This window comes from Streptomyces sp. NPDC006283, from assembly GCF_040613325.1.
Lineage (GTDB): Bacteria > Actinomycetota > Actinomycetes > Streptomycetales > Streptomycetaceae > Streptomyces.
In genome coordinates this window covers 1-18,069 of sequence record NZ_JBEXRZ010000144.1, presented here as the reverse complement: position 1 = coordinate 18,069, position 18,069 = coordinate 1, and the positions used below count along the sequence as shown (strand labels likewise).

General features: G+C 70.5%; 17 protein-coding genes and 2 pseudogenes. 9 read left to right on the top strand and 10 right to left on the bottom strand.

Features of this window, described 5'->3' with window-relative positions:
• Positions 1–30: 30 nt before the first annotated feature.
• From trxB to ABZ070_RS25410, 3 genes are read right to left on the bottom strand one after another with little or no spacing between them, the layout of a single operon-like run.
• Positions 31–1,023: a thioredoxin-disulfide reductase gene (gene trxB, locus ABZ070_RS25420; RefSeq protein WP_356637639.1), complete on the bottom strand. Its 993-nt coding sequence runs from the start codon at positions 1,021–1,023 to the stop codon at positions 31–33.
• Positions 1,020–1,439: an arsenate reductase ArsC gene (locus tag ABZ070_RS25415; protein ID WP_356637638.1), complete on the bottom strand. Its 420-nt coding sequence runs from the start codon at positions 1,437–1,439 to the stop codon at positions 1,020–1,022. Before ABZ070_RS25415 ends, trxB begins: the two co-directional genes overlap by 4 nt.
• 52 nt (positions 1,440–1,491) lie before the next feature.
• Positions 1,492–2,121, bottom strand: a complete 630-nt coding sequence (locus ABZ070_RS25410; protein ID WP_356637636.1) for a three-helix bundle dimerization domain-containing protein — start codon at positions 2,119–2,121, stop codon at positions 1,492–1,494.
• Positions 2,122–2,195: 74 nt separating this feature from the next.
• On the opposite strand from ABZ070_RS25410, the gene ABZ070_RS25405 reads away from it, so the two are divergent.
• The 3 genes from ABZ070_RS25405 to ABZ070_RS25395 are packed head-to-tail and all read left to right on the top strand — an operon-like array spanning position 2,196 to position 4,650.
• Positions 2,196–2,504: a metalloregulator ArsR/SmtB family transcription factor gene (locus tag ABZ070_RS25405; RefSeq protein ID WP_356637635.1), complete on the top strand. Its 309-nt coding sequence runs from the start codon at positions 2,196–2,198 to the stop codon at positions 2,502–2,504.
• Entirely contained in the window at positions 2,501–3,592 is a 1,092-nt protein-coding gene (arsB, locus tag ABZ070_RS25400; protein ID WP_356637634.1) for an ACR3 family arsenite efflux transporter, read from the top strand. Before ABZ070_RS25405 ends, arsB begins: the two co-directional genes overlap by 4 nt.
• Entirely contained in the window at positions 3,589–4,650 is a 1,062-nt protein-coding gene (locus ABZ070_RS25395) for an ArsO family NAD(P)H-dependent flavin-containing monooxygenase (protein WP_356637633.1), read from the top strand. The genes arsB and ABZ070_RS25395 overlap by 4 nt, the downstream gene beginning before the upstream one ends.
• Positions 4,651–4,873: 223 nt before the next feature.
• Here the strand turns inward: ABZ070_RS25395 and ABZ070_RS25390 are convergent, their stop codons facing one another.
• Genes ABZ070_RS25390 through ABZ070_RS25380 form a run of 3 tightly spaced genes read right to left on the bottom strand, consistent with a single transcriptional unit; the run spans position 4,874 to position 6,193 of the window.
• Positions 4,874–5,239, bottom strand: a complete 366-nt coding sequence (locus ABZ070_RS25390; RefSeq protein WP_356637632.1) for a metalloregulator ArsR/SmtB family transcription factor — start codon at positions 5,237–5,239, stop codon at positions 4,874–4,876.
• Between the two features lie 24 nt (positions 5,240–5,263).
• The gene (locus ABZ070_RS25385) at positions 5,264–5,701 is read right to left on the bottom strand and encodes a hypothetical protein (RefSeq protein ID WP_356637631.1); all 438 of its coding nucleotides are present in this window, start codon (positions 5,699–5,701) and stop codon (positions 5,264–5,266) included.
• A gap of 12 nt (positions 5,702–5,713) precedes the next feature.
• Positions 5,714–6,193 carry an NAD(P)-binding domain-containing protein gene (locus tag ABZ070_RS25380; protein ID WP_356637629.1) on the bottom strand — a complete coding sequence of 160 codons (480 nt, stop codon included), beginning with the start codon at positions 6,191–6,193 and terminating at the stop codon, positions 5,714–5,716.
• A 99-nt stretch (positions 6,194–6,292) separates the two neighbouring features.
• On the opposite strand from ABZ070_RS25380, the gene ABZ070_RS25375 reads away from it, so the two are divergent.
• From ABZ070_RS25375 to ABZ070_RS25360, 4 genes and pseudogenes are all read left to right on the top strand, one after another.
• Positions 6,293–6,469, top strand: a complete 177-nt coding sequence (locus tag ABZ070_RS25375) for a hypothetical protein (protein ID WP_356637628.1) — start codon at positions 6,293–6,295, stop codon at positions 6,467–6,469.
• A 51-nt stretch (positions 6,470–6,520) separates the two neighbouring features.
• Entirely contained in the window at positions 6,521–7,882 is a 1,362-nt protein-coding gene (locus ABZ070_RS25370; protein ID WP_356637627.1) for an NAD(P)-binding domain-containing protein, read from the top strand.
• A 30-nt stretch (positions 7,883–7,912) separates the two neighbouring features.
• Positions 7,913–8,377: an ArsI/CadI family heavy metal resistance metalloenzyme gene (locus ABZ070_RS25365; RefSeq protein WP_356637625.1), complete on the top strand. Its 465-nt coding sequence runs from the start codon at positions 7,913–7,915 to the stop codon at positions 8,375–8,377.
• Positions 8,378–8,384: 7 nt separating this feature from the next.
• Positions 8,385–8,534, top strand: a pseudogene (locus ABZ070_RS25360) (MFS transporter); the annotation flags it as partial.
• Between the two features lie 127 nt (positions 8,535–8,661).
• Here ABZ070_RS25360 and ABZ070_RS25355 read toward each other — a convergent pair.
• Positions 8,662–9,072 carry a MerR family transcriptional regulator gene (locus tag ABZ070_RS25355; RefSeq protein WP_356637624.1) on the bottom strand — a complete coding sequence of 137 codons (411 nt, stop codon included), beginning with the start codon at positions 9,070–9,072 and terminating at the stop codon, positions 8,662–8,664.
• 374 nt (positions 9,073–9,446) lie between these two features.
• Between ABZ070_RS25355 and ABZ070_RS25350 the strand changes: the two genes are divergently transcribed.
• Both ABZ070_RS25350 and ABZ070_RS25345 read left to right on the top strand, forming a co-directional pair.
• On the top strand, positions 9,447–10,937 hold the full coding sequence (locus tag ABZ070_RS25350; protein ID WP_356637640.1) for a SulP family inorganic anion transporter: 1,491 nt from the start codon (positions 9,447–9,449) through the stop codon (positions 10,935–10,937).
• Between the two features lie 358 nt (positions 10,938–11,295).
• Positions 11,296–11,466: pseudogene (locus ABZ070_RS25345) on the top strand (STAS domain-containing protein); the annotation flags it as partial.
• Between the two features lie 99 nt (positions 11,467–11,565).
• Here the strand turns inward: ABZ070_RS25345 and ABZ070_RS25340 are convergent.
• The 3 genes from ABZ070_RS25340 to ABZ070_RS25330 form a co-directional block, all read right to left on the bottom strand.
• Positions 11,566–13,632: a SpoIIE family protein phosphatase gene (locus ABZ070_RS25340; protein ID WP_356637623.1), complete on the bottom strand. Its 2,067-nt coding sequence runs from the start codon at positions 13,630–13,632 to the stop codon at positions 11,566–11,568.
• A 1,439-nt stretch (positions 13,633–15,071) separates the two neighbouring features.
• Positions 15,072–17,477, bottom strand: a complete 2,406-nt coding sequence (locus ABZ070_RS25335) for a polysaccharide lyase family 8 super-sandwich domain-containing protein (protein ID WP_356637621.1) — start codon at positions 17,475–17,477, stop codon at positions 15,072–15,074.
• 22 nt (positions 17,478–17,499) lie between these two features.
• Positions 17,500–17,721: a hypothetical protein gene (locus ABZ070_RS25330; RefSeq protein WP_356637620.1), complete on the bottom strand. Its 222-nt coding sequence runs from the start codon at positions 17,719–17,721 to the stop codon at positions 17,500–17,502.
• Between the last annotated feature and the right edge of the window lie 348 nt (positions 17,722–18,069).

Sequence of the window (18,069 nt, the reverse complement as noted above, 5' to 3'; positions counted from 1 at the left end):
GGCACACGGGTGCCGGACCGCCCCTGTTCATCAGGCCGGGAGGGCTGCCGTCTGGGGCTCGGGAGTGGTGTCGGCGAGGGCGGCGAGGTAGCGCTCGGCGTCGAGGGCTGCCGCGGCACCAGTGCCGGCTGCGGTGATGGCCTGGCGGTAGGTGTGGTCGACGACGTCGCCGGCGGCGAAGACGCCTGCGACGTTGGTGTGCGTGGAGGGGGCGGCGACCTGGATGTAGCCGTCGTCGTCCAGGTCGAGTTGTCCGGTGAACAGTTCGGTGCGCGGGTCGTGGCCGATGGCGATGAACAGGCCGGTGACGTCGAGGTAGCGGGTGGCGCCGGTCAGGACGTCGCGCAGGGCGATGCCGGAGAGCATGCCGTTCGTCTCCTTGATGTCGGCGATCTCGCTGTCGAAGGCGAAGGAGATTTTGTCGTCGGCGAAGGCCCGGTTCTGCATGACCTTGGAAGCCCGCAGGGTGGAGCGGCGGTGGACGATGCTGACCGAGCGGGCGAAGCGGGTGAGGAAGGTGGCTTCTTCCATGGCGGTGTCGCCGCCGCCGACCACGACGACGTCGCGGTCACGAAAGAAGAATCCGTCGCAGGTCGCGCACCAAGAGACGCCGCGGCCGGACAGCTCCTCCTCGTGGGGAAGGCCGAGCTTGCGGTAGCCGGAGCCGGTCGCCACGATCACCGTCTTGGCGCGGTGCACGGTGCCGGCGGAGTCGGTCAGCAGCTTGATGTCGCCGGTGAGGTCGACGGCGGTGATGTCGTCGTCGATCATTTCGGCGCCGAACTTCTCGGCCTGGGCCCGCATGTTGGCCATGAGGTCCGGTCCGTCGATGCCGTTCGGGAAGCCTGGGAAGTTCTCGACCTCGGTCGTGGTGGTGAGCGAGCCGCCGACGAAGATGGAGCTGCCGAACAGCAGAGGCCTCAGCTGGGCGCGGGCCGCGTACAGGGCGGCGGTGTATCCGGCGGGGCCGGAGCCTATGACGATGACGTCGCGCACGTCGTCGGTGTGCGGCACGGTGGTCATGCCTCCTGCTTCGCGTCGATCTCGGCGATGAGGGCCTCGATACGGGTCTTGATCTCGTCGCGGATCGGGCGGACGGAGTCGAGGCCCTTGCCCGCGGGGTCTTCGAGGGCCCAGTCGAGGTACTTCTTGCCGGGGAAGATCGGGCAGGCGTCGCCGCAGCCCATGGTGATGACGTAGTCGGACGCCTGGACGGCCTCGGTGGTCAGGACCTTGGGCTTCTGGTCGGCAATGTCGATGCCGAGCTCCTGCATCGCCTCGATGGCGGCCGGGTTGACCTGGTCGGCGGGGATCGAGCCGGCGGAGCGGACCTCGATGCGGTCGCCAGCGAGGTGGTTGAGGAATCCGGCGGCCATCTGGGAGCGGCCCGCGTTGTGGACGCAGACGAACAGCACGGAGGCGAGCGGGGCGGAGGACATGGATTCTTCCTTCACGAAGTGGTTCAACCGCTGGTGCGGGTCGGGGACGGGGTCAGTGGGGCAGGGAGGCCAGCAGCTCGATGATGCGCGTGTCGATGTCGTCGCGGATGTTGCGGACGACCGCGACCGGGCCGTCGGGATCGGCGACAGGCCAGTCCAGGTAGCGGCGGCCGGGCACCACGGGGCAGGCGTCGCCGCAGCCCATGGTGATCACGATGTCGGCGGCCTGGACGACCTCGTCGGTCAAAGGCTTCGGGTGGGCGTCCACCGGATCCGCGCCCGCCTCGGTGAGGACCTGGGCGATGCAGGGCTCCACCGCACCGGCGGGATGCGTGCCGGCGGAGGACACCGTGACCCGGCCGGCTTCCCGCAGTTCGAGGAGCGCGGCCGCGAGCTGGGAGCGCCCGGCGTTGTGGCTGCACACGAACAGCACCCGCACCAGGCCCGAGCCAGGCGCCCCCTGGACGTGCGCGAGGGCGTCGAGGCGCTCGGCCGTGAGGCGTTCGGCCAGCACCACCAGGTGGGTGGTGACGCGTGCGGTCTCGGCGAGGCGCCGGTAGGAGTCGGCGAGCAGGCCCTGGACGGTCTCGACCGCGAAGCGGCCGGCGTGCCGGGTGGCCAGGCGGGCCGTGCCGGCGGCCAGACGGTCGTCGGGCAGGACGGGGGGAGGGGAGGCGGACATGGGCAGACCCTTTCGACGGGCCGTAGGTCAGCACCGGCTGGTATCAGCGCCAGGTGATGTGACAGTATCAGCCCATGATGACGTCAGTCGACACTGACCTGATCCGGGTGCTGGCCGACCCGCTCAGGCTGCAGATCGTGACCCTGCTGGCCCGCGAGACGCTGTGCACCACGCACTTGGTCGAGGAGACGGGCGCCCGCCAGACGAACCTGTCCAACCACCTGAGGGTGCTGCGGGAAGCGGGGGTGGTGGAGACCGAGCCGTGCGGCCGCTTCACGTACTACAAGCTGCGCCCGGACGTCATCGCCCAGCTCGCCGGCCAGTTCGCCGAGCTCGCAGAGACCGCGCGTACCGCCGCAGAGAACAAGAGGGCCTGTCCGTGACCCGCACCGAAGCACCCGCGACGACCGAGGAAGTCTCGGTCGTCGCGAAGCTTTCGACGCTCGACCGCTTCCTCGCCGTCTGGATTCTTCTCGCCATGGGCCTCGGCCTCGGGCTGGGCCGGCTGATCCCCGGTCTGAACGACGCTCTGGCGAAGGTCGAGATCGGCGGCATCTCGCTGCCGATCGCCGTCGGCCTGCTGATCATGATGTACCCCGTGCTGGCGAAGGTCCGCTACGACAAGCTCGACGCCGTCACCGGTGACAAGAAGCTCATGGTCTCGTCGCTCGTCATCAACTGGGTCCTCGGCCCGGCGGTGATGTTCGCGCTGGCGTGGATCTTCCTGCCGGACCTGCCCGAGTACCGGACCGGCCTGATCATCGTCGGCCTCGCGCGTTGCATCGCCATGGTCATCATCTGGAACGACCTTGCCTGCGGCGACCGTGAAGCCGCCGCTGTCCTGGTGGCGCTGAACTCCGTGTTCCAGGTCATCGCGTTCGGTGTGCTCGGCTGGTTCTACCTTGACCTGCTGCCCGGCTGGCTCGGCCTTGGCAACGGCGAGAGCCTCGACATTTCCATGTGGGAGATCGCGCTGAACGTCGTCATCTTCCTCGGCGTACCACTGCTGGCCGGCTTCCTGACCCGCCGCATCGGCGAGAAGAAGGTCGGCCGCGACTCCTACGAGAACAAGTTCCTGCCGAAGATCGGCCCCTGGGCGCTGTACGGGCTGCTGTTCACGATCGTCATCCTCTTCGCGCTGCAGGGAAAGACCATCACCTCGCAGCCGCTGGACGTCGCCCGCATCGCGCTGCCGCTGCTGGTCTACTTCGCGGTCATGTGGTTCGGCACCTTCGCCCTCGGCAAGGTGATCGGCCTGAACTACGAGCGCACGACCACGCTGGCGTTCACCGCGGCGGGCAACAACTTCGAGCTTGCCATCGCGGTCGCCATCGCCACCTTCGGCGTCACGAGCGGCCAGGCCCTGTCCGGCGTCGTAGGCCCGCTGATCGAGGTCCCGGTCCTCGTGGCACTGGTCTACGTCTCGCTGGCCTGGCGCAAGAAGTTCACGGTCGCGCAGTCGGGTTCATGACGCAGCGCACCGATGTGGTGGTGGTCGGCGGCGGCCAGTCCGGGCTTGCCGCCGGCTACCACCTGCGCCGTCTCGGTGTGGACTTCACCGTCCTGGACGCCGACACGGCGCCGGGTGGCGCCTGGCAGCACACCTGGGACTCACTCCGCCTGTTCTCCCCGGCGGCGTACTCGTCCCTGCCGGGACGGATCATGCCCGCCCAGCCCGGCGAGACGTACCCGGACGGCGGGCACGTGGTCGACTACCTCGCCGACTACGAGAAGCGCTACAACCTGCCCGTCCAGCACGGCGTCCAGGTCCAGGCCGTGCGCAGCGACGGCGCACGGCTCCGCGTCGAGACCGATGCCGGTGACTGGTCGGCAGGGGCGGTCGTCAGTGCCACCGGAACCTGGGCGCGACCCTTCGTCCCGGCCGTCCCCGGCCGGGACATCTTCACCGGCCGCCAGCTGCACACGGTGGCCTACCGACGGCCCCAGGACTTCGCCGATCAGCGGGTCATCGTGGTTGGCGGCGGCAACTCCGGCGCCCAGATCGCCGCCGACCTCGCCCTGGCCGGCGTCGACCTGACCTGGGCCACCCAGCGCCCGCCCCGCTACCTCGCCGACGACATCGACGGTCGGGTCCTGTTCGACGTCGCCACCGCCCGCCGCCGCGCCCTCGACGAAGGCCGCACCGACACTAGAGGTGTCGCCTCGCTCGGCGACATCGTCGCCGTCCCTCCCGTACGCGCAGCACGTGACGCCGGAGTCCTCGCGGCCCTGCCGATGTTCACCCGGCTCACCGCCACCGGCGCCACATGGGCCGACGGCAGCCACGCTGAAGCGGACACGATCATCTGGTGCACCGGCTTCCGCCCCGCCCTCGCCCACCTCGCCCCGCTGGGGCTGCGAGGTCCGCGCGGCCACATCCAGACCGAGGGAACTCAGGCCGCCGGTGAATCGCGGCTCCACCTCCTCGGGTACGGCGACTGGACCGGCCCTGCGTCCGCCACCCTGATCGGCGTCGGCAGGCCGGCCCGCGACGCCGCACGGCAGATCGCGCAGCTGCTGAGCACCTGAGTTGCCGGACCGGCCGTCAGGGACGGGCGAGGATGGTGCAAATGTCGCCTGCCGAGCAGGTATCCGGGTCGGTCACCGCGGCCCGGCGGGCCAGGTTGCGCAGGACAGTGCGGGCCTGGCGGAACTCGGCCATGCGCCGATCCTCGAACCTTGCCGGACTGCTCACCAGGGTCGGGATCGCCCTGCGGCCGTGACCGAAGCGCCGGCCTCCCTGGCGAAAAGGTCAGGCCGACGGGGCGGACGTCAGAAGCTGACCCATCGCGGCAAGGACGGACGGCTCGACGCGGTAGTACACCCAGGTGCCGCGCCGCTCGGAGGTGAGCAGTCCGGCCTCCTTGAGCTTCTTCAGGTGGTGGGAGACCGTGGGCTGGGAGACGCCGACGTCGGAGATGTCGCACACGCACGCCTCGCCGCCCTCGTGGGAGGCGACCGCCGAGAACAGGCGCAGGCGAACGGGGTCGCCGAGCGCCTTGAACATGCGCGCGGCCTTCTCGGCCTCTTCCGCGTTCATGGGGCGTTCGGTCAGCGGCGGGCAGCACGGCACCACGGACTCCGGCTCCACCACGGGCAGCAGCGTGACGTTCGACATGCATCTATTTTGACACAGGTCGAATTAATGGGCCAGGGGTGGTGAGCTGCACCGCGGCTCACCATCCCTGCGCTGTTCGCCGGCTGGGCCGACGTGGTCGGCGTCCCGGCTGACGCCGCGCAGCGTGTTGGAGGCGAAGGACCGCTGGAACTGAAGGCCGAGGGTAGACCAGGCCGGGATAGGCGAGAGAGATGCCGCCGCTGTGCAGCGGCATGCCGTCACCGTCCAGCGCGCCCAGGCCCTGGAGATGGCCGAGGCTGATCCGGTAGCCGGTAGCCGGTAGCCGGTAGCCGGTAGCCGGTAGTCGGTGGCGAGCAGCACCACGTCGATGCGCTCCCGGGTGCCGTCGGCCCACACGGTCGTGTCGCCGTCGAGGGTGGTGAACATGGGGCGCCGCTCCAGCCGTCCGGTGTCCAGAGCTTCTTGGTAGCGGCCGGCATCCAGGACGAGGGTGCCGCCCACGAAGTGGATGAGTCATGCAGGGTGCAGGTCGTCGAAGCCGGTGCTGGTCAGCCAGTGGTGCAGGTCCTTGCGTCGCGCACCTGCGTCAGGAATCGCATGGGGTGGCGGGAGGCCAGGGTCACGTCGGCCACATCGGCCCAGTTCGTGGGTGACCTGGACGGCGGAGTTCCCGCCGCCCGCGACGATGATCCTCTTGCCCGCATATGGCTTGGGACTGCGGTAGTCGGCAACGTGCAGCACCTCGCCGGTGGAGTCCTGCTGCCCCGGCAGCTCGGGCAGCAGCGGGCGGGTAAGCGAGCCGCTGGCCGCGACGACGCCCGCAGCGCTGATACTGCGGCCGTCCGTCGTGCGCAGAACAAAGCCGGCGGCGTCGGACTCCACCGCCTCGATGTGGGTTCTGGTGCGGATGTCCACGTCCAGCCGGTCCGCGAAGCGGGTGAGGCAGTCGACGACCTCGTCCCGGTGCGGGTGGCGGTCGCCGTTGTGCTCCATCAAGAAACCGGTTAGATGAATGTCTATGTTGACGGACGTCGAAACAGGTGGGAGGCTGATAGCGCAAGCCATCGACGGACATCGAAACAGGAGCTCTCCATGGCCACCGTCCTCCGCACCGTCGTGACCGCCTACCGCGCCCGCCGGGCGTCCAGGAGCCTCGCCGGCGTGGAGTTCTGCGACAGCTGCACCCAGGTCTGCGACGGCGCATGCCGGGCCCGGACTCGCCGGCGGTCCGCCGAACTCCTCGCTCTGTCCTTCGGCTCCACCCGCTGACCCTTCACCCCCCATGCCACGTGTGCCTGCGCTTCAAGGAGAGATCCCGAAATGAGCAACCAGCAGCTTCCCGTCATCGTCATCGGAGCCGGCCCGGCCGGACTCGCGGCAGCCGCCCACCTCGTCGACCGCGGCCTCGAGGCTCTGGTCCTGGAAGCAGGCGACGCCGCCGGTGCGGCTGTGCGCGAGTGGAGCCATGTGCGCCTGTTCTCCACCTGGGGCGAGGTCGTCGACCCGGCGGCCGAGAAGCTGCTGGCCCCGACCGGCTGGGTGAAGCCCGACGTGGGTACTTACCCGACGGGCGGGGACTGGGCCGAGTTCTACCTCCAGCCGCTGGCCGACGTCCTCGGCGAGAGGGTGCGCTTCGGCGCCCGGGTCACCGGCGTCTCCCGCACCGGCCGTGACCGGATCGTCGACGCCGACCGCGAGCAGCAGCCCTTCGTCGTGCACGTCGAGTACGCCGACGGCCGCGAGGAGCGGCTGACCGCCCGCGCCGTGATCGACGCCTCCGGCACCTGGGCCGGCCCCGGCCCGGCAGGCGGCAGCGGCCTGCCCGCCCTCGGCGAGAAGGCGGCCGCAGACCGCATCACCTACCGCGTCCCGGACCTGCAGGACCCCGCCGTTCGGGCCCGTTACGCGGGCAAGCGCACCGCGGTCATCGGTTCCGGCGCCTCCGCCTTCACCGCGCTCGCCTATCTTGCCGGCCTCGCGAAGGCCGAGGACGGCACCGGCACGCACGGGGTGTGGATCCTGCGCCGCGGTATCTCCGGCTCCACCTTCGGCGGCGGCGAGGCCGACCAGCTGCCCGCCCGCGGCGCGCTCGGCCTCGCGGCCAAGGCTGCCGTCGACAACGGCTACGCCGACGCCGTGACCGGTTTCCGCACCGACACTGTCGAGCGTGACGGCGACGGCCGCCTGGTCCTCGTTGGCGAGGACGGCCGCCGTCTCGATGCGGTCGACGAGGTCATCGTGCTCACCGGCTTCCGCCCCGACCTCACCTTCCTCGACGAGCTCCGCCTCGGCCTCGACGAGCGCCTCCAGGCACCCGTCGAACTCGCGCCCCTGATCGACCCCAACCAGCACTCCTGCGGGACCGTCTATCCGCACGGCGTGAACGAGCTCTCCCACCCGGAGAAGGACGTCTACCTGGTCGGCATGAAGTCCTACGGCCGCGCTCCCACCTTCCTTGCGATGACCGGCTACGAGCAGGTCCGTTCCATCGCCGCGTCCCTGGCCGGCGACCAAGAGGCCGCCGAGCGCGTCGAGCTCACCCTCCCCGAGACCGGCGTATGCGGCGGCGCCGGGCTGTTCGACGAACCGGAGACCGCACAGACCGACGGTGGCGGCTGCTGCGCGGCCCCCGCCACCCTCGAGATCGGCGTTGGCGCCCCGGCCACCTCCGGCGGCTGCTGACGCTCACCACCCACCCAGAGGAGGACTGTCATGTCCCGCATACAGCTCGCCCTCCGCGTCCCCGACCTGGCCGCATCCGTCGCCTTCTACACGAAGCTCTTCGACACCGAGCCGGCCAAGCTCCGTGACGGCTATGCCAACTTCGCCATCACCGAGCCCCCGCTCAAGCTCGTCCTCATCGAAGGCACCGCGGACGAAGACACCCGCATGGACCACCTCGGTGTCGAGGTCGAAAGCACCGAGGCTGTCCACGCCGCCACCACCCGCCTGAGCGAAGCCAGCCTCGCCACAGCAGAGGAGAACGACACCAGCTGCTGCTACGCCCTCCAGGACAAGGTCTGGGTCCACGGCCCCGGCCGGGAGCCCTGGGAGGTGTACGTCGTCAAAGCCGACGCCGACCACCTCACCAAGCAACAGGGCAGCACGTGTTGCTCCACCCCGGCCACCGCTGACACCGAGGCCCGCGACCCCGTCACCGCCGGCGGATGCTGCTGACGCTCACATGATCCACCTCAACATCCGCACGGACGGGGCCGCGACCGGAACAGGAGACCGGTCGCGGCCCCGCGCCGTCCTCCCCGCCCTCTGCGTCACGCAAGTCACCTGCTGGGGCATCCTCTACTACGCCTTCCCGGTGCTGAACCCCGAGATCGACACCGGGCGCACCGGCGGATCAACGGGAGGCGTGGCCGGTACGAACTGGGCGGTCCAACGGGCTCCTGGGGGACTCTCGTCGCGTGCAGGTCGCACGCTGCAGGCTCTACAGCCGGCCCGGCGGGTCAGGACGTGGCAGGTGCGGCCTGGTGCAGGCGAGTGCGGAGCGTTTCGGCGAAGTCCTCGGCACGGGTCAACTGGACTCGGAGTTTGTCGACCTGCTCGGTGGCGGACTGCTCGTACTCACGCACGCGTTCCAGGAGGGCTTCGTGCTCGTCGGTGTCGAGGCCAGGCTCGTTATCGAGGCGGTCGGTGGCGTCCAGCAGGTCGCGCATCTGGTCGAGGGTGAAGCCGAGGGGCTTCATGCGGCGGATGACCATGAGCCGGGCGACGTCGGTCTCGGTGTAGAGACGGAAGCCGCCCTGCGAGCGGGCCGAGGGGACGACCAGGCCGGTCTCCTCGTAGTGCCGGATGGTGCGCAGGGACAGCTCCGTGCGCGCGGCGACCTCGCCGATCTGCATGTGCTTGCTGTTCATGCCCGTGGTCCTCTGGCCCTTCTCGTTGCCGGCGGTCTCGTCCCCGGCTTGGCACCGCCAATCTCTACTCTAACGTTAGGGTAGAGTTGTGTCCTCAGCGAAGATCCGATTCTTGCAGGAGAGAAGCGTGCGCGAGCCCATGACGCCCGGCGCCGCCGCCTGCCCGCCGTGAGGCTTCGCCCCCGGACGTGAGGTAAAGCGCTCTTGCGTAGGCCCCGACCCGTCCGTCCTCGACTTCCGGCTCCGCACCTCACGGGGCCGCCCGCGGGGTGCCGGCCCGGCCCCTGCGCGTCCTTCCCGCACGCCTCGGCCTGCCGTAGGGGTGTGCCCGAGCACGACAGGTTCTCTCTCCCTTGTCTTCTGCTGCCACTGCTGTGTCCCCGGCCGCGCGCTTGCGCGGCCTGAAGCCCGACTGGATCTTTGACCCGAAGGTCTGGCGCACCGAGGTCCTGGCGGGCCTGGTCGTCGCGCTCGCGCTGATCCCCGAGGCGATCTCGTTTTCGATCATTGCGGGCGTCGACCCGGCGATCGGCCTGTTCGCCTCCTTCACGATGGCCGTGGTGATCTCGATCGTCGGCGGACGGCGGGCGATGATCTCCGCCGCGACCGGCGCCGTCGCGCTGGTCATCGCCCCGCTGAACCGCGAGCATGGGCTCGGCTACCTGGTCGCCGCGGTCATCCTGGCCGGCGTCTTCCAGGTCGTCCTGGGTGGGCTCGGGGTGGCGAAGTTGATGCGGTTCATCCCGCGCTCGGTGATGGTCGGCTTCGTCAACGCGCTGGCCATCCTGATCTTCATGGCCCAGGTGCCGGAGATGCGGGACGTGCCGTGGGCGGTGTATCCGCTGATCGTCGGCGGATTGGCGCTGATGGTGTTCTTCCCGAGGGTCACCACCGTGATCCCGGCGCCGCTGGTCTCCATCGTGGTCCTGACCGTGATCACCGTCGGCGCGGCCATCGCGGTGCCGACCGTCGGCGACAAGGGCGCCCTGCCGTCCTCCCTGCCCGTCCCCGGCCTGCCGGACGTGCCCTTCACCCTGGACACGCTGGCGACGATCGCCCCGTACGCGTTCGCGATGGCGCTGGTCGGTCTGATGGAGTCGCTGATGACCGCGAAGCTGGTCGACGACATCACCGACACCCACTCCTCCAAGACCCGCGAGTCCATCGGCCAGGGCATCGCCAACGTCGTCACCGGCTTCTTCGGCGGCATGGGCGGCTGCGCCATGATCGGCCAGACGATGATCAACGTGAAGGTCTCGGGCGCCCGCACCCGCCTCTCCACCTTCCTCGCCGGCGCCTTCCTGATGGTGCTGTGCATCGCCTTTGGACCGGTCGTCTCCGACATCCCCATGGCCGCCCTGGTCGCCGTCATGATCATGGTGTCGTTCGCGACCTTCGACTGGCACTCCATCGCCCCCAAGACCCTTCGGCGAATGCCCGCCGGGGAGATCGCCGTCATGGTGATCACCGTCGCCTGCGTCGTCGCCACCCACAACCTCGCCATCGGCGTCGTCGTCGGCTCGATCACCGCCATGGTCGTCTTCGCCAAGCGCGTGGCCCACCTCGCCGAGGTCACCGCCGTGGTCGACCCCGACGGCAGGACGGCCGTCTACCGGGTCACCGGCGAGCTGTTCTTCGCCTCCTCCAACGACCTCGTCGGCCAGTTCAACTACGCCACCGACCCCGACAAGGTCGTCATCGACCTGTCCGCCGCGCACATCTGGGACGCCTCCTCGGTGGCTGCCCTGGACGCGATCGAGACCAAGTACGCCCAGCGTGACAAGACCGTCGAGATCACCGGGCTGAACGACCCGAGCGCCGATCTCCACGGCAAGCTCACCGGCGAACTCGCCGGCAGCCACTGACACGGCACGCGAACCGGCAGCCACTGACACGGCACGCGAACAGCGAGAGGACCCCGGCCAGGTGCCGGGGTCCCTCTCGCTGTTCTGCGGTGCGGTTCGGCGGTTCAGCCCCGGCGGCGGGCGGCCGGGTCGCGTTCGGCGACGTGCTGGCGACCGCGTCGACGCCGGGGCGGGCGCACCGCTCCAGCTCCCGGCAGCCTCCCAGTGGCGTGGGTCGCGAATGCGGTCCGGCCGCAGTCGATCCTCTGAACGGCATGGCTGTCCGTAAGGACGCGTTCCTGTCGTTCGTCCGAGGGAACACCGACAGCGCCCGGCAGTCGTTCTCCTCGCTCAACGGCGAGGAGGTCATGCGGAGCGGGCCGTCGTGCTGGACTTGGCGGATGTGTCGTTTTGTGACTCGGCGGGGCTGAACGTGCTGCTGGAGGCCCGTCGTGAGGCGGAAAGCGCTGCGGTGGTGCTGGTCCTGGCCTGCGTGACGGGCACGCTGCACCGCATCCTGGGGATGACAGGAGCCGATCATGTCCTGCGGGTCTTCGCCACGGACAGGTGTCGATCACGGCACAGGCAGAAGGCCGAGTCGAAGAGCAACGGCTATGGCGAGGACGAGGCGTGGCACACGCTGGGCGGCTTACTGGACCCGGGCGATGAGGAGGGCGACGTCGTCGTGGTCGTCGGGGTGGCGCAGCATGTTCAGGAGCAGATCGCAGGTCTCTTCCAGGGGGCGGTGGGGTTCGTCGAGGAGGCTGAGGAGAGTGTCCAGGCGTTGGTCGATGGGGTGGTGGCGGGTCTCCACGAGACCATCGGTGTAGAGGACCAGCAGGTCGCCGGTGGTGAGGTTCACGGTGGTGGTTTCGAAGGAGATGCCGCCGACGCCGAGAGGGGTACCGGTGGGGAGGTCGACCAGTCTGGGCGCGCAGCCGGGGCGGGCCAGCGCGGGTGGCATGTGCCCGGCGTTGGCGATGTGACACTGCATCCGGCGGGGGTCGTAGATCGCGTAGAGGCAGGTGGCGATGTAGTGCTCGAGGCCGCAGGTGATCTTGTCGAGGTGCTGGAGCACTTGGTCGGGGGGCAGGTCGAGATCGGCCAGGGTGCAGGTGGCGGTGCGCAACCGGCCCATGGTGGCGGCGGCATCGATGCCGTTGCCCATCACGTCGCCGACCACGAGTGCGGTCTTGTCACCGGCCAGGGGGATGAGGTCGTACCAGTCGCCGCCGACTTCGCTGGTGGCCTGGGCGGGCTGGTAGCGAGAGGCGACCTCCAGGCCGACCAGGTGCGGGGGGTGCTCCGGCAGCAGGCTGCGCTGGAGGGTGATGGCGGTGTTGCGCACGCTCTGGTACCAGCGGGCATTGTCGATCGCCAGGGCGGCGCGGTTGGCCAGCTCCCCTGCCAGGATGACGTCGTCCTCGTCGAAGGGCAGCGGGTTGCGGGTGCGCTTGAGGTCCAGGGCGCCGAGTACCTCGCCGCGGGCGATCAGCGGCACCGCGAGATAGGAGTGGACGCCGGCCCGGGCCAGGAGCGTGCCGGCCTCCGGATTGCGGGCGATGCGCCGCAGGTCCTCGTCGCCCACGTGCTGCACCAGGACCGGCCGTCCGGTGTGCACGCACAGGGTGACAAGGCGATCGCCGTCGTACGCGGTGAGGTCACCGGCAGGGTCGGCGGCGCGGAGGGCCACGGTGGGGAAGGCCGCCTTGACCGCGAGGGCGCGAAACAGTTCCGGGCCCCGGTCGGGTGCGCCGGTGCGGCGACAGGCCAGAACGTCGTCGAGGACGTCCACCGCGATCACGTCGGCGAGCTCGGGCGTGGCGATTTCGGCCAGTTCGCGGGCGGTCTGGTCCACATCCAGGGTGGTCCCCACGCGGGCTGAGGCATCGGCGATCAGGGCCAGGCGCCGGCGGGCCCGATCGGCTTCGGTGGCTGCACGGTGCCGCTCGGTGACATCGACGGCCAGGGTCGCGGCACCGAGGACCCGCCCACCAGGGTCCTCCAGTCGGTAGAGGGACAGCGACCAGGCGTGCTCGGTGTCGGGGTCGGCGGAGGCGCGGCCGACCGCGTACTGGTCGAGCAGAGGGGTCCCGGTGGTCAGCACCTGGCGCAGAGCCGACTCGATCGTATCGACGTCGGGGAAGGGCAGGGTGTCACGGATGTGGCGGCCGATGCGCGCTTCGGCGGGCACGCCGTCGATGCGCTCCAGCGCGGGGTTGACCAACAGATAGCGCAGGTCAGGGTCCAGCAGGGCCACGCCGATCGGCGACTGGTTGACGAGACGTTCACACACGGCCAGGTCGGTCTCCACCCGTTGGAGGGTGGTGCGGTCAGCTGCGATGCCCAAGGCGTAGACGTCCCCCAGGTCATCCAACAGCCGCATGTTGCGGAACTCCACCATCCGCGTGCTGCCGTCCTTGTGGCGGACGGGAAGGGTACCGGCCCAGCTCTGGCCGGTCTCCATCACCTCGGTGAACAGCGATAGGACAGATGTCAGGTGCTCCTCGTGTACCAGCAGCCGGGCTGCGTGCCGACCGAGCGCCTCGTGGGGGCCGTAGCCGAAGAGCTCCTCGGCCTGCGGGCTCCAGAACACAATCCGCCCGTCGGCGTCCAGCACCACTGCGGCGACGCTGAGCAAATCCAGCAGCCCGCTCGGCTTGGACGGTCGGTCGGTCGGCTTGTTGCTGTGGAGTTGGAAGGATTCGGATGTCATACCAGACCCTCACTCCGACTGCCGACGTCACGTACTGTGTTCCCCCGGCTTCGTTCCGTGCCTGCAACTCTGGCTCTGGTACTTCCATGTTCCTCCTGGGGTGCCGATCTGCGCAGCCAAAAGCGCCGGTTTGGCATGCCCAGTCAAAGAAGGGTCGGCGGCGCCGATCCGCGCCGTGGTCAGGGAGTCGTGGAAGAGACCAGGACGGCGGCCGCGATGGCCTCCGCCTGAATAACGGCGGTGAAGCGACCCCTCGAGCAGGGGTCGGGCCTGATCGACCAAGAAGGCGGAGGGGCGGACGCGGTGACCTGGCTGCTCTGTGCTGATTGAGTCTTGCTCGCAGCAGGAGTTACGTATCCCACGTTTCGGCCGCCGGATGAACAGTGGCTCGCCGGGCCCCGTTGACCTCGATAACCGGTGACCCATCCCCATACCGGTGAGTGAGCGAGGTTCGCACATGCCAACGATCCTTCTGCCCGACGCCCCGGGCGGCGCGACCGCGGGCTGCTGCCCGGCCCGGTCGGCGCACCGCGTTTCCTGCCTGCGACTCACGCACTGAACGGTCGAACCCATGGACTACTGCGTTCCCTGCCGCCGCACTCTCAACGGCACCGTGACGTGCCCGGAATGCGGGGCGTACGACTCCGGCGTGCAGCCGCCGAGCGATTGGACCACCGAGGTACCTGCCGTCGGCACGGCGGCGATGGAGTTCCTCCTCGACGAAGGAACGGGCCCGGTCGAGCCCCCCGGCGTTCCCGTGGCCCAGGCTCGGGCAGCGACCGGAGCCGTGCCCGAGCCTCGGGCAGCCAGCGAAGCCGTGCCTGAGCCTCGGGCAGCCACCGTAGCCGTACCGGAGTCTCGGGCAGCCGCCGTGCCGCAGATTCAGCGCCACCGTCCGCCTCGCTGGAAGAAGTACGGCGGCCGCACTCTTGCCGCGGCCACCTTCGCGATCCTGGGTGGCCTGGCCACCGCATCGCTGCTGCCCGACCACTCCGCCGGTGCCCCTCAGGCGGCGCCGAGCCCGGAGCAGGCGTCCCCCGACGAGCCCCAGGGGCAGGCAGCCGAGCCGCCGAAAGCCTCCCGTTCCCCAGAGCGTGAAGCCACACGCCCGGCCAGAGGCACCGCCCGGGACCGGAACAAGGGGGTGACTCGCCGTCCTCGTGCGACGCCCACGCTGCCGGAGCCGCCGGCTTCCAAGGCCCCCACCACCGACCCCGCTCCACCGCCCGCCAAGGCCACTCCGACTCCCAGCCCCTCCAGCGGCCGCCCCAGCCAGTCGCCCCCGGTGACCACCACCCCTCCCCCGAGTCCCACCGGCAGTGTCGGCGCATCCCCCACGGGCAGCCCCGCGCCGAGCACGCCAGGTGCGCCGGTGACCGACGCCCTGGGGGAACGCACGGAGCCGCTGCTGGGGGGCTTGCTCCCGGCACGGTGAGGGGTCAGATGAGGTCGGCGGTGTGGCTGTGGCCGCGGGAGCCGCCGACACGCACGGTCAGGACGGGACGCCGCCCGGGGACGACGGTGACCGTGTCGTCAGCGCGTACCACCCGCTCGACGCGGAAGGGCAGCTCCACCGTCAGGGTCTCGACGGTGCGGCCCGGGTCGGCGACCGAGACGGACACGCCGCCCCGGTGGCGGCGCACGAGGACAGTGCCCGGACCGGAGGAGCTGAGTCCATCGATCGTGTCGGCCTGCCAGAAGTGCGCGGCGAGCAGACCGTCCCTGCGCGCCTCGACGGCCTGCACGGCAGCGTTGTTGGCCAGGACGCGCACCGGACGGGCGTGGTGCCAGACGCCGGTGGCGACGGCCGACGCGCCCGGGAGCAGGACATAGGCGTACGAGGCGGCGGAGGGCGAGACGCCGTGGTCGAACCAGAGCGTGGCGTAGCGGCGGGTGACGGGGGTGGTGCTGCCGCCCGTGTCAGCGCCGGTGTTCAGCGCCCGCCAGGTGCCGGTGCGCTCCTCGCGCAGCGCGCGCACCACCGATGTGGCATCGCGCTCCGGATAGTCGGGGAAGACGTAGCCGCCCGCCCCTTCCAGATGAGCCCAGCCCGCGTCCGCCAGCCCCGCTGACCAGCCCTGCTCCGGGGGCTGTCGCCGCCCGTCGACCCGGAGATCCGGGGCGCCGTCGGCGTGCAGGTTGCGGTTCTCGACGATCGTCTCGATCGTGCGCCCGTCGCTCGCCGTGATGCCGGCACCGAGCGCGACGACCGCGTTGTCGAGGAAGAACCACGCCTTCTTGGCGCGCAGGGTGCTGCCGTCGGCGATCAGCTCCATCGCGGCGGCCCCGAAGCGGCCGCCGAGAGCGGCACCGCCCGCGACCGTGTTGCTCGGACGGAAGGTGCTCGTGCCACTGCCGGTACCGATGTCCGCGCGGGGCCGGGTGTCCACCGTCGTGCCGGGCAGCCGGTACGGATCGACGGTCGGCCAGAAGGCGTCCCCGAAGCCGTCGAGATCGTCGCCGTCGTACAGGTACGTCATGCCGTCGCCGGTGTACCAGCCGCGCCGGTTCTCGCCGTTGCCGCCCTCGTACGCGGCGATCCGCTTCGACGACAGGGACAGGGCGAACGCCCAGCCGGGCCGCCGGTGCACCACCCGGTCCATGTCAGCGAAGACGTGGTGGCCGGTCAGCCGCTCGGCGGGTGTCACGTCCGGGTCCGTGAGCAGCGCCTTCGCCCGCGCGAGCGCGGGGATTCCCACCAGACTCGTGTACGGGGTCTCGCGATTGCGCTCGATCCAGCCTCTGGCGACGGCGCGCCACCGCGAGGCGTACGGCTCGGGGGCGCCGGTGGCGAGCTGGAGGATGTGGCTCACCGCGGCCGCGCCGTCCTGATGGTCCCGTGCGCGCTCCCGGGATATCGCGCGGCCGCGCACCGCGTCCATCATCAGGCCGTCGAACAGGACGGGCGTGAAGGACCGGTCCACCGCCTCGTAGAGCATGTCGACGCGAGGGTCGGTCACGGCCCACTCGGACCCGGCGAGCAGCGCGATCAGCTGGCCCGCCGCGCCCAGCAGGACGGAGCCGTAGGTGCCGGTGTAGGCGACGCTGCCGTGCTGGACGAACGAGCCGTCGCTGTAGAAGCCGTCGCCCGAAGTGACATGGGTGAGGAGGCTGTTGCGCCCGCTGTCGCGGACGTCGGACAGGCCGTCGCGAGCGAGCGGGACCACGGACGCGTCGCGTGCGAGCAGGCCGCGCAGGGCAACGATGAGAGCTTTGTCCGCGCGGTTCGCCCCGGTCTCGGCGAGCGTGGGGATGTTGGTACGCCGGTCCGGATTGGGAACGAATCTGGCCACGGTGGCGACATACGCGGCGAGATCCTCGGCCGGCAGATGCGCGCGCAGCAGTACGCAGGTGTCCATCAGGGCACGGGGCGAGCCGATCTCCCAGAACCACCAGTTGCCGGACTCGGTGCGGTTCGGGTGGTAGCCGACCGTGTGGAGGAAACGCAGGCTCCCGATCAAGGTGTCGAGGACCTCGGCGCGCGCGGTGAGGGACGTTCCGGGCGTGGCCCAGGCGGTGGCGATCGTGCGGAGTCGCGTGTAGCTCTGGCCGAACTTGTCGGGGCTGGACGCGGGGGAGAGGTCCGGCCACAGAGCGACACGGCCCGAGGAGGTGTCCAGGCCGCCCAGCCAGGTGGCGGCCTGGGAGTCCAGGGCGGAGAGCGCCGCCGCGAAGTCGGGGTCGACGGGGTCGAACACGCCGCCGGTGAGCTGCTCTTCGGCACGGGCGAGCAGCGGCTCGAACCGGTCGTCCGCAGCCTGTGCGGGCGTACCGGAGAGCGGCAGCGCGGTCACGGCCGCGACGACTCCGGCGAGGGCGAGGGTCTGACGTCTCGTGAGGTCCATGGCGATCGCGCGGCCCTTCTGTTCAGTCGGTCGGGGTGGCCGGGGCAACGGACGGCCCGGGCAGATGGAGGACGGCGACGGCCGCCTGCTCCTCGGCGTCGACGGGCAATGCCCGGGTGCTCACGAAGAAGTCGGTGAGATCGCGGTCGGCGTCGCGGTCGGCGTGGCCGGCGAGGTCGCGGTACCGCTTCGCGGTCTCGGTGCAGTCCGACTGCGGGTTCTCCTCGCGGACCAGCCGGTGCATCCGGGGCCGGAAGTCTCCCCGGAGGCGAGCCCCAGCTGCCGCACCGGTACGAGCTTTCGTACGCATCCCGTGGATGCGCAGTTCGCCTCCGCCAGGCACGTACCGGCCGGTGAGCCGGAACTCGCCCGCCCGCAGCGCCTGTCCGAGGCGGAGGCGCTCTGCCTCGGCGGTGGGTCGGGCGGTGACGGTCGACGGAGCAGCGACCGGCCGCGTGAGCCCGCGCCACCGCCTCCGACGGCGAGCGCGGCGCGCGGGAGGTCGGTCAGTTCCGAGTGTTCGAGGAGTCCTGCGAGGGCGGCGGTGGAGTCGTCAACGTTGTCCTCGCCGACCAAGGCGAGCCGGAGTGCG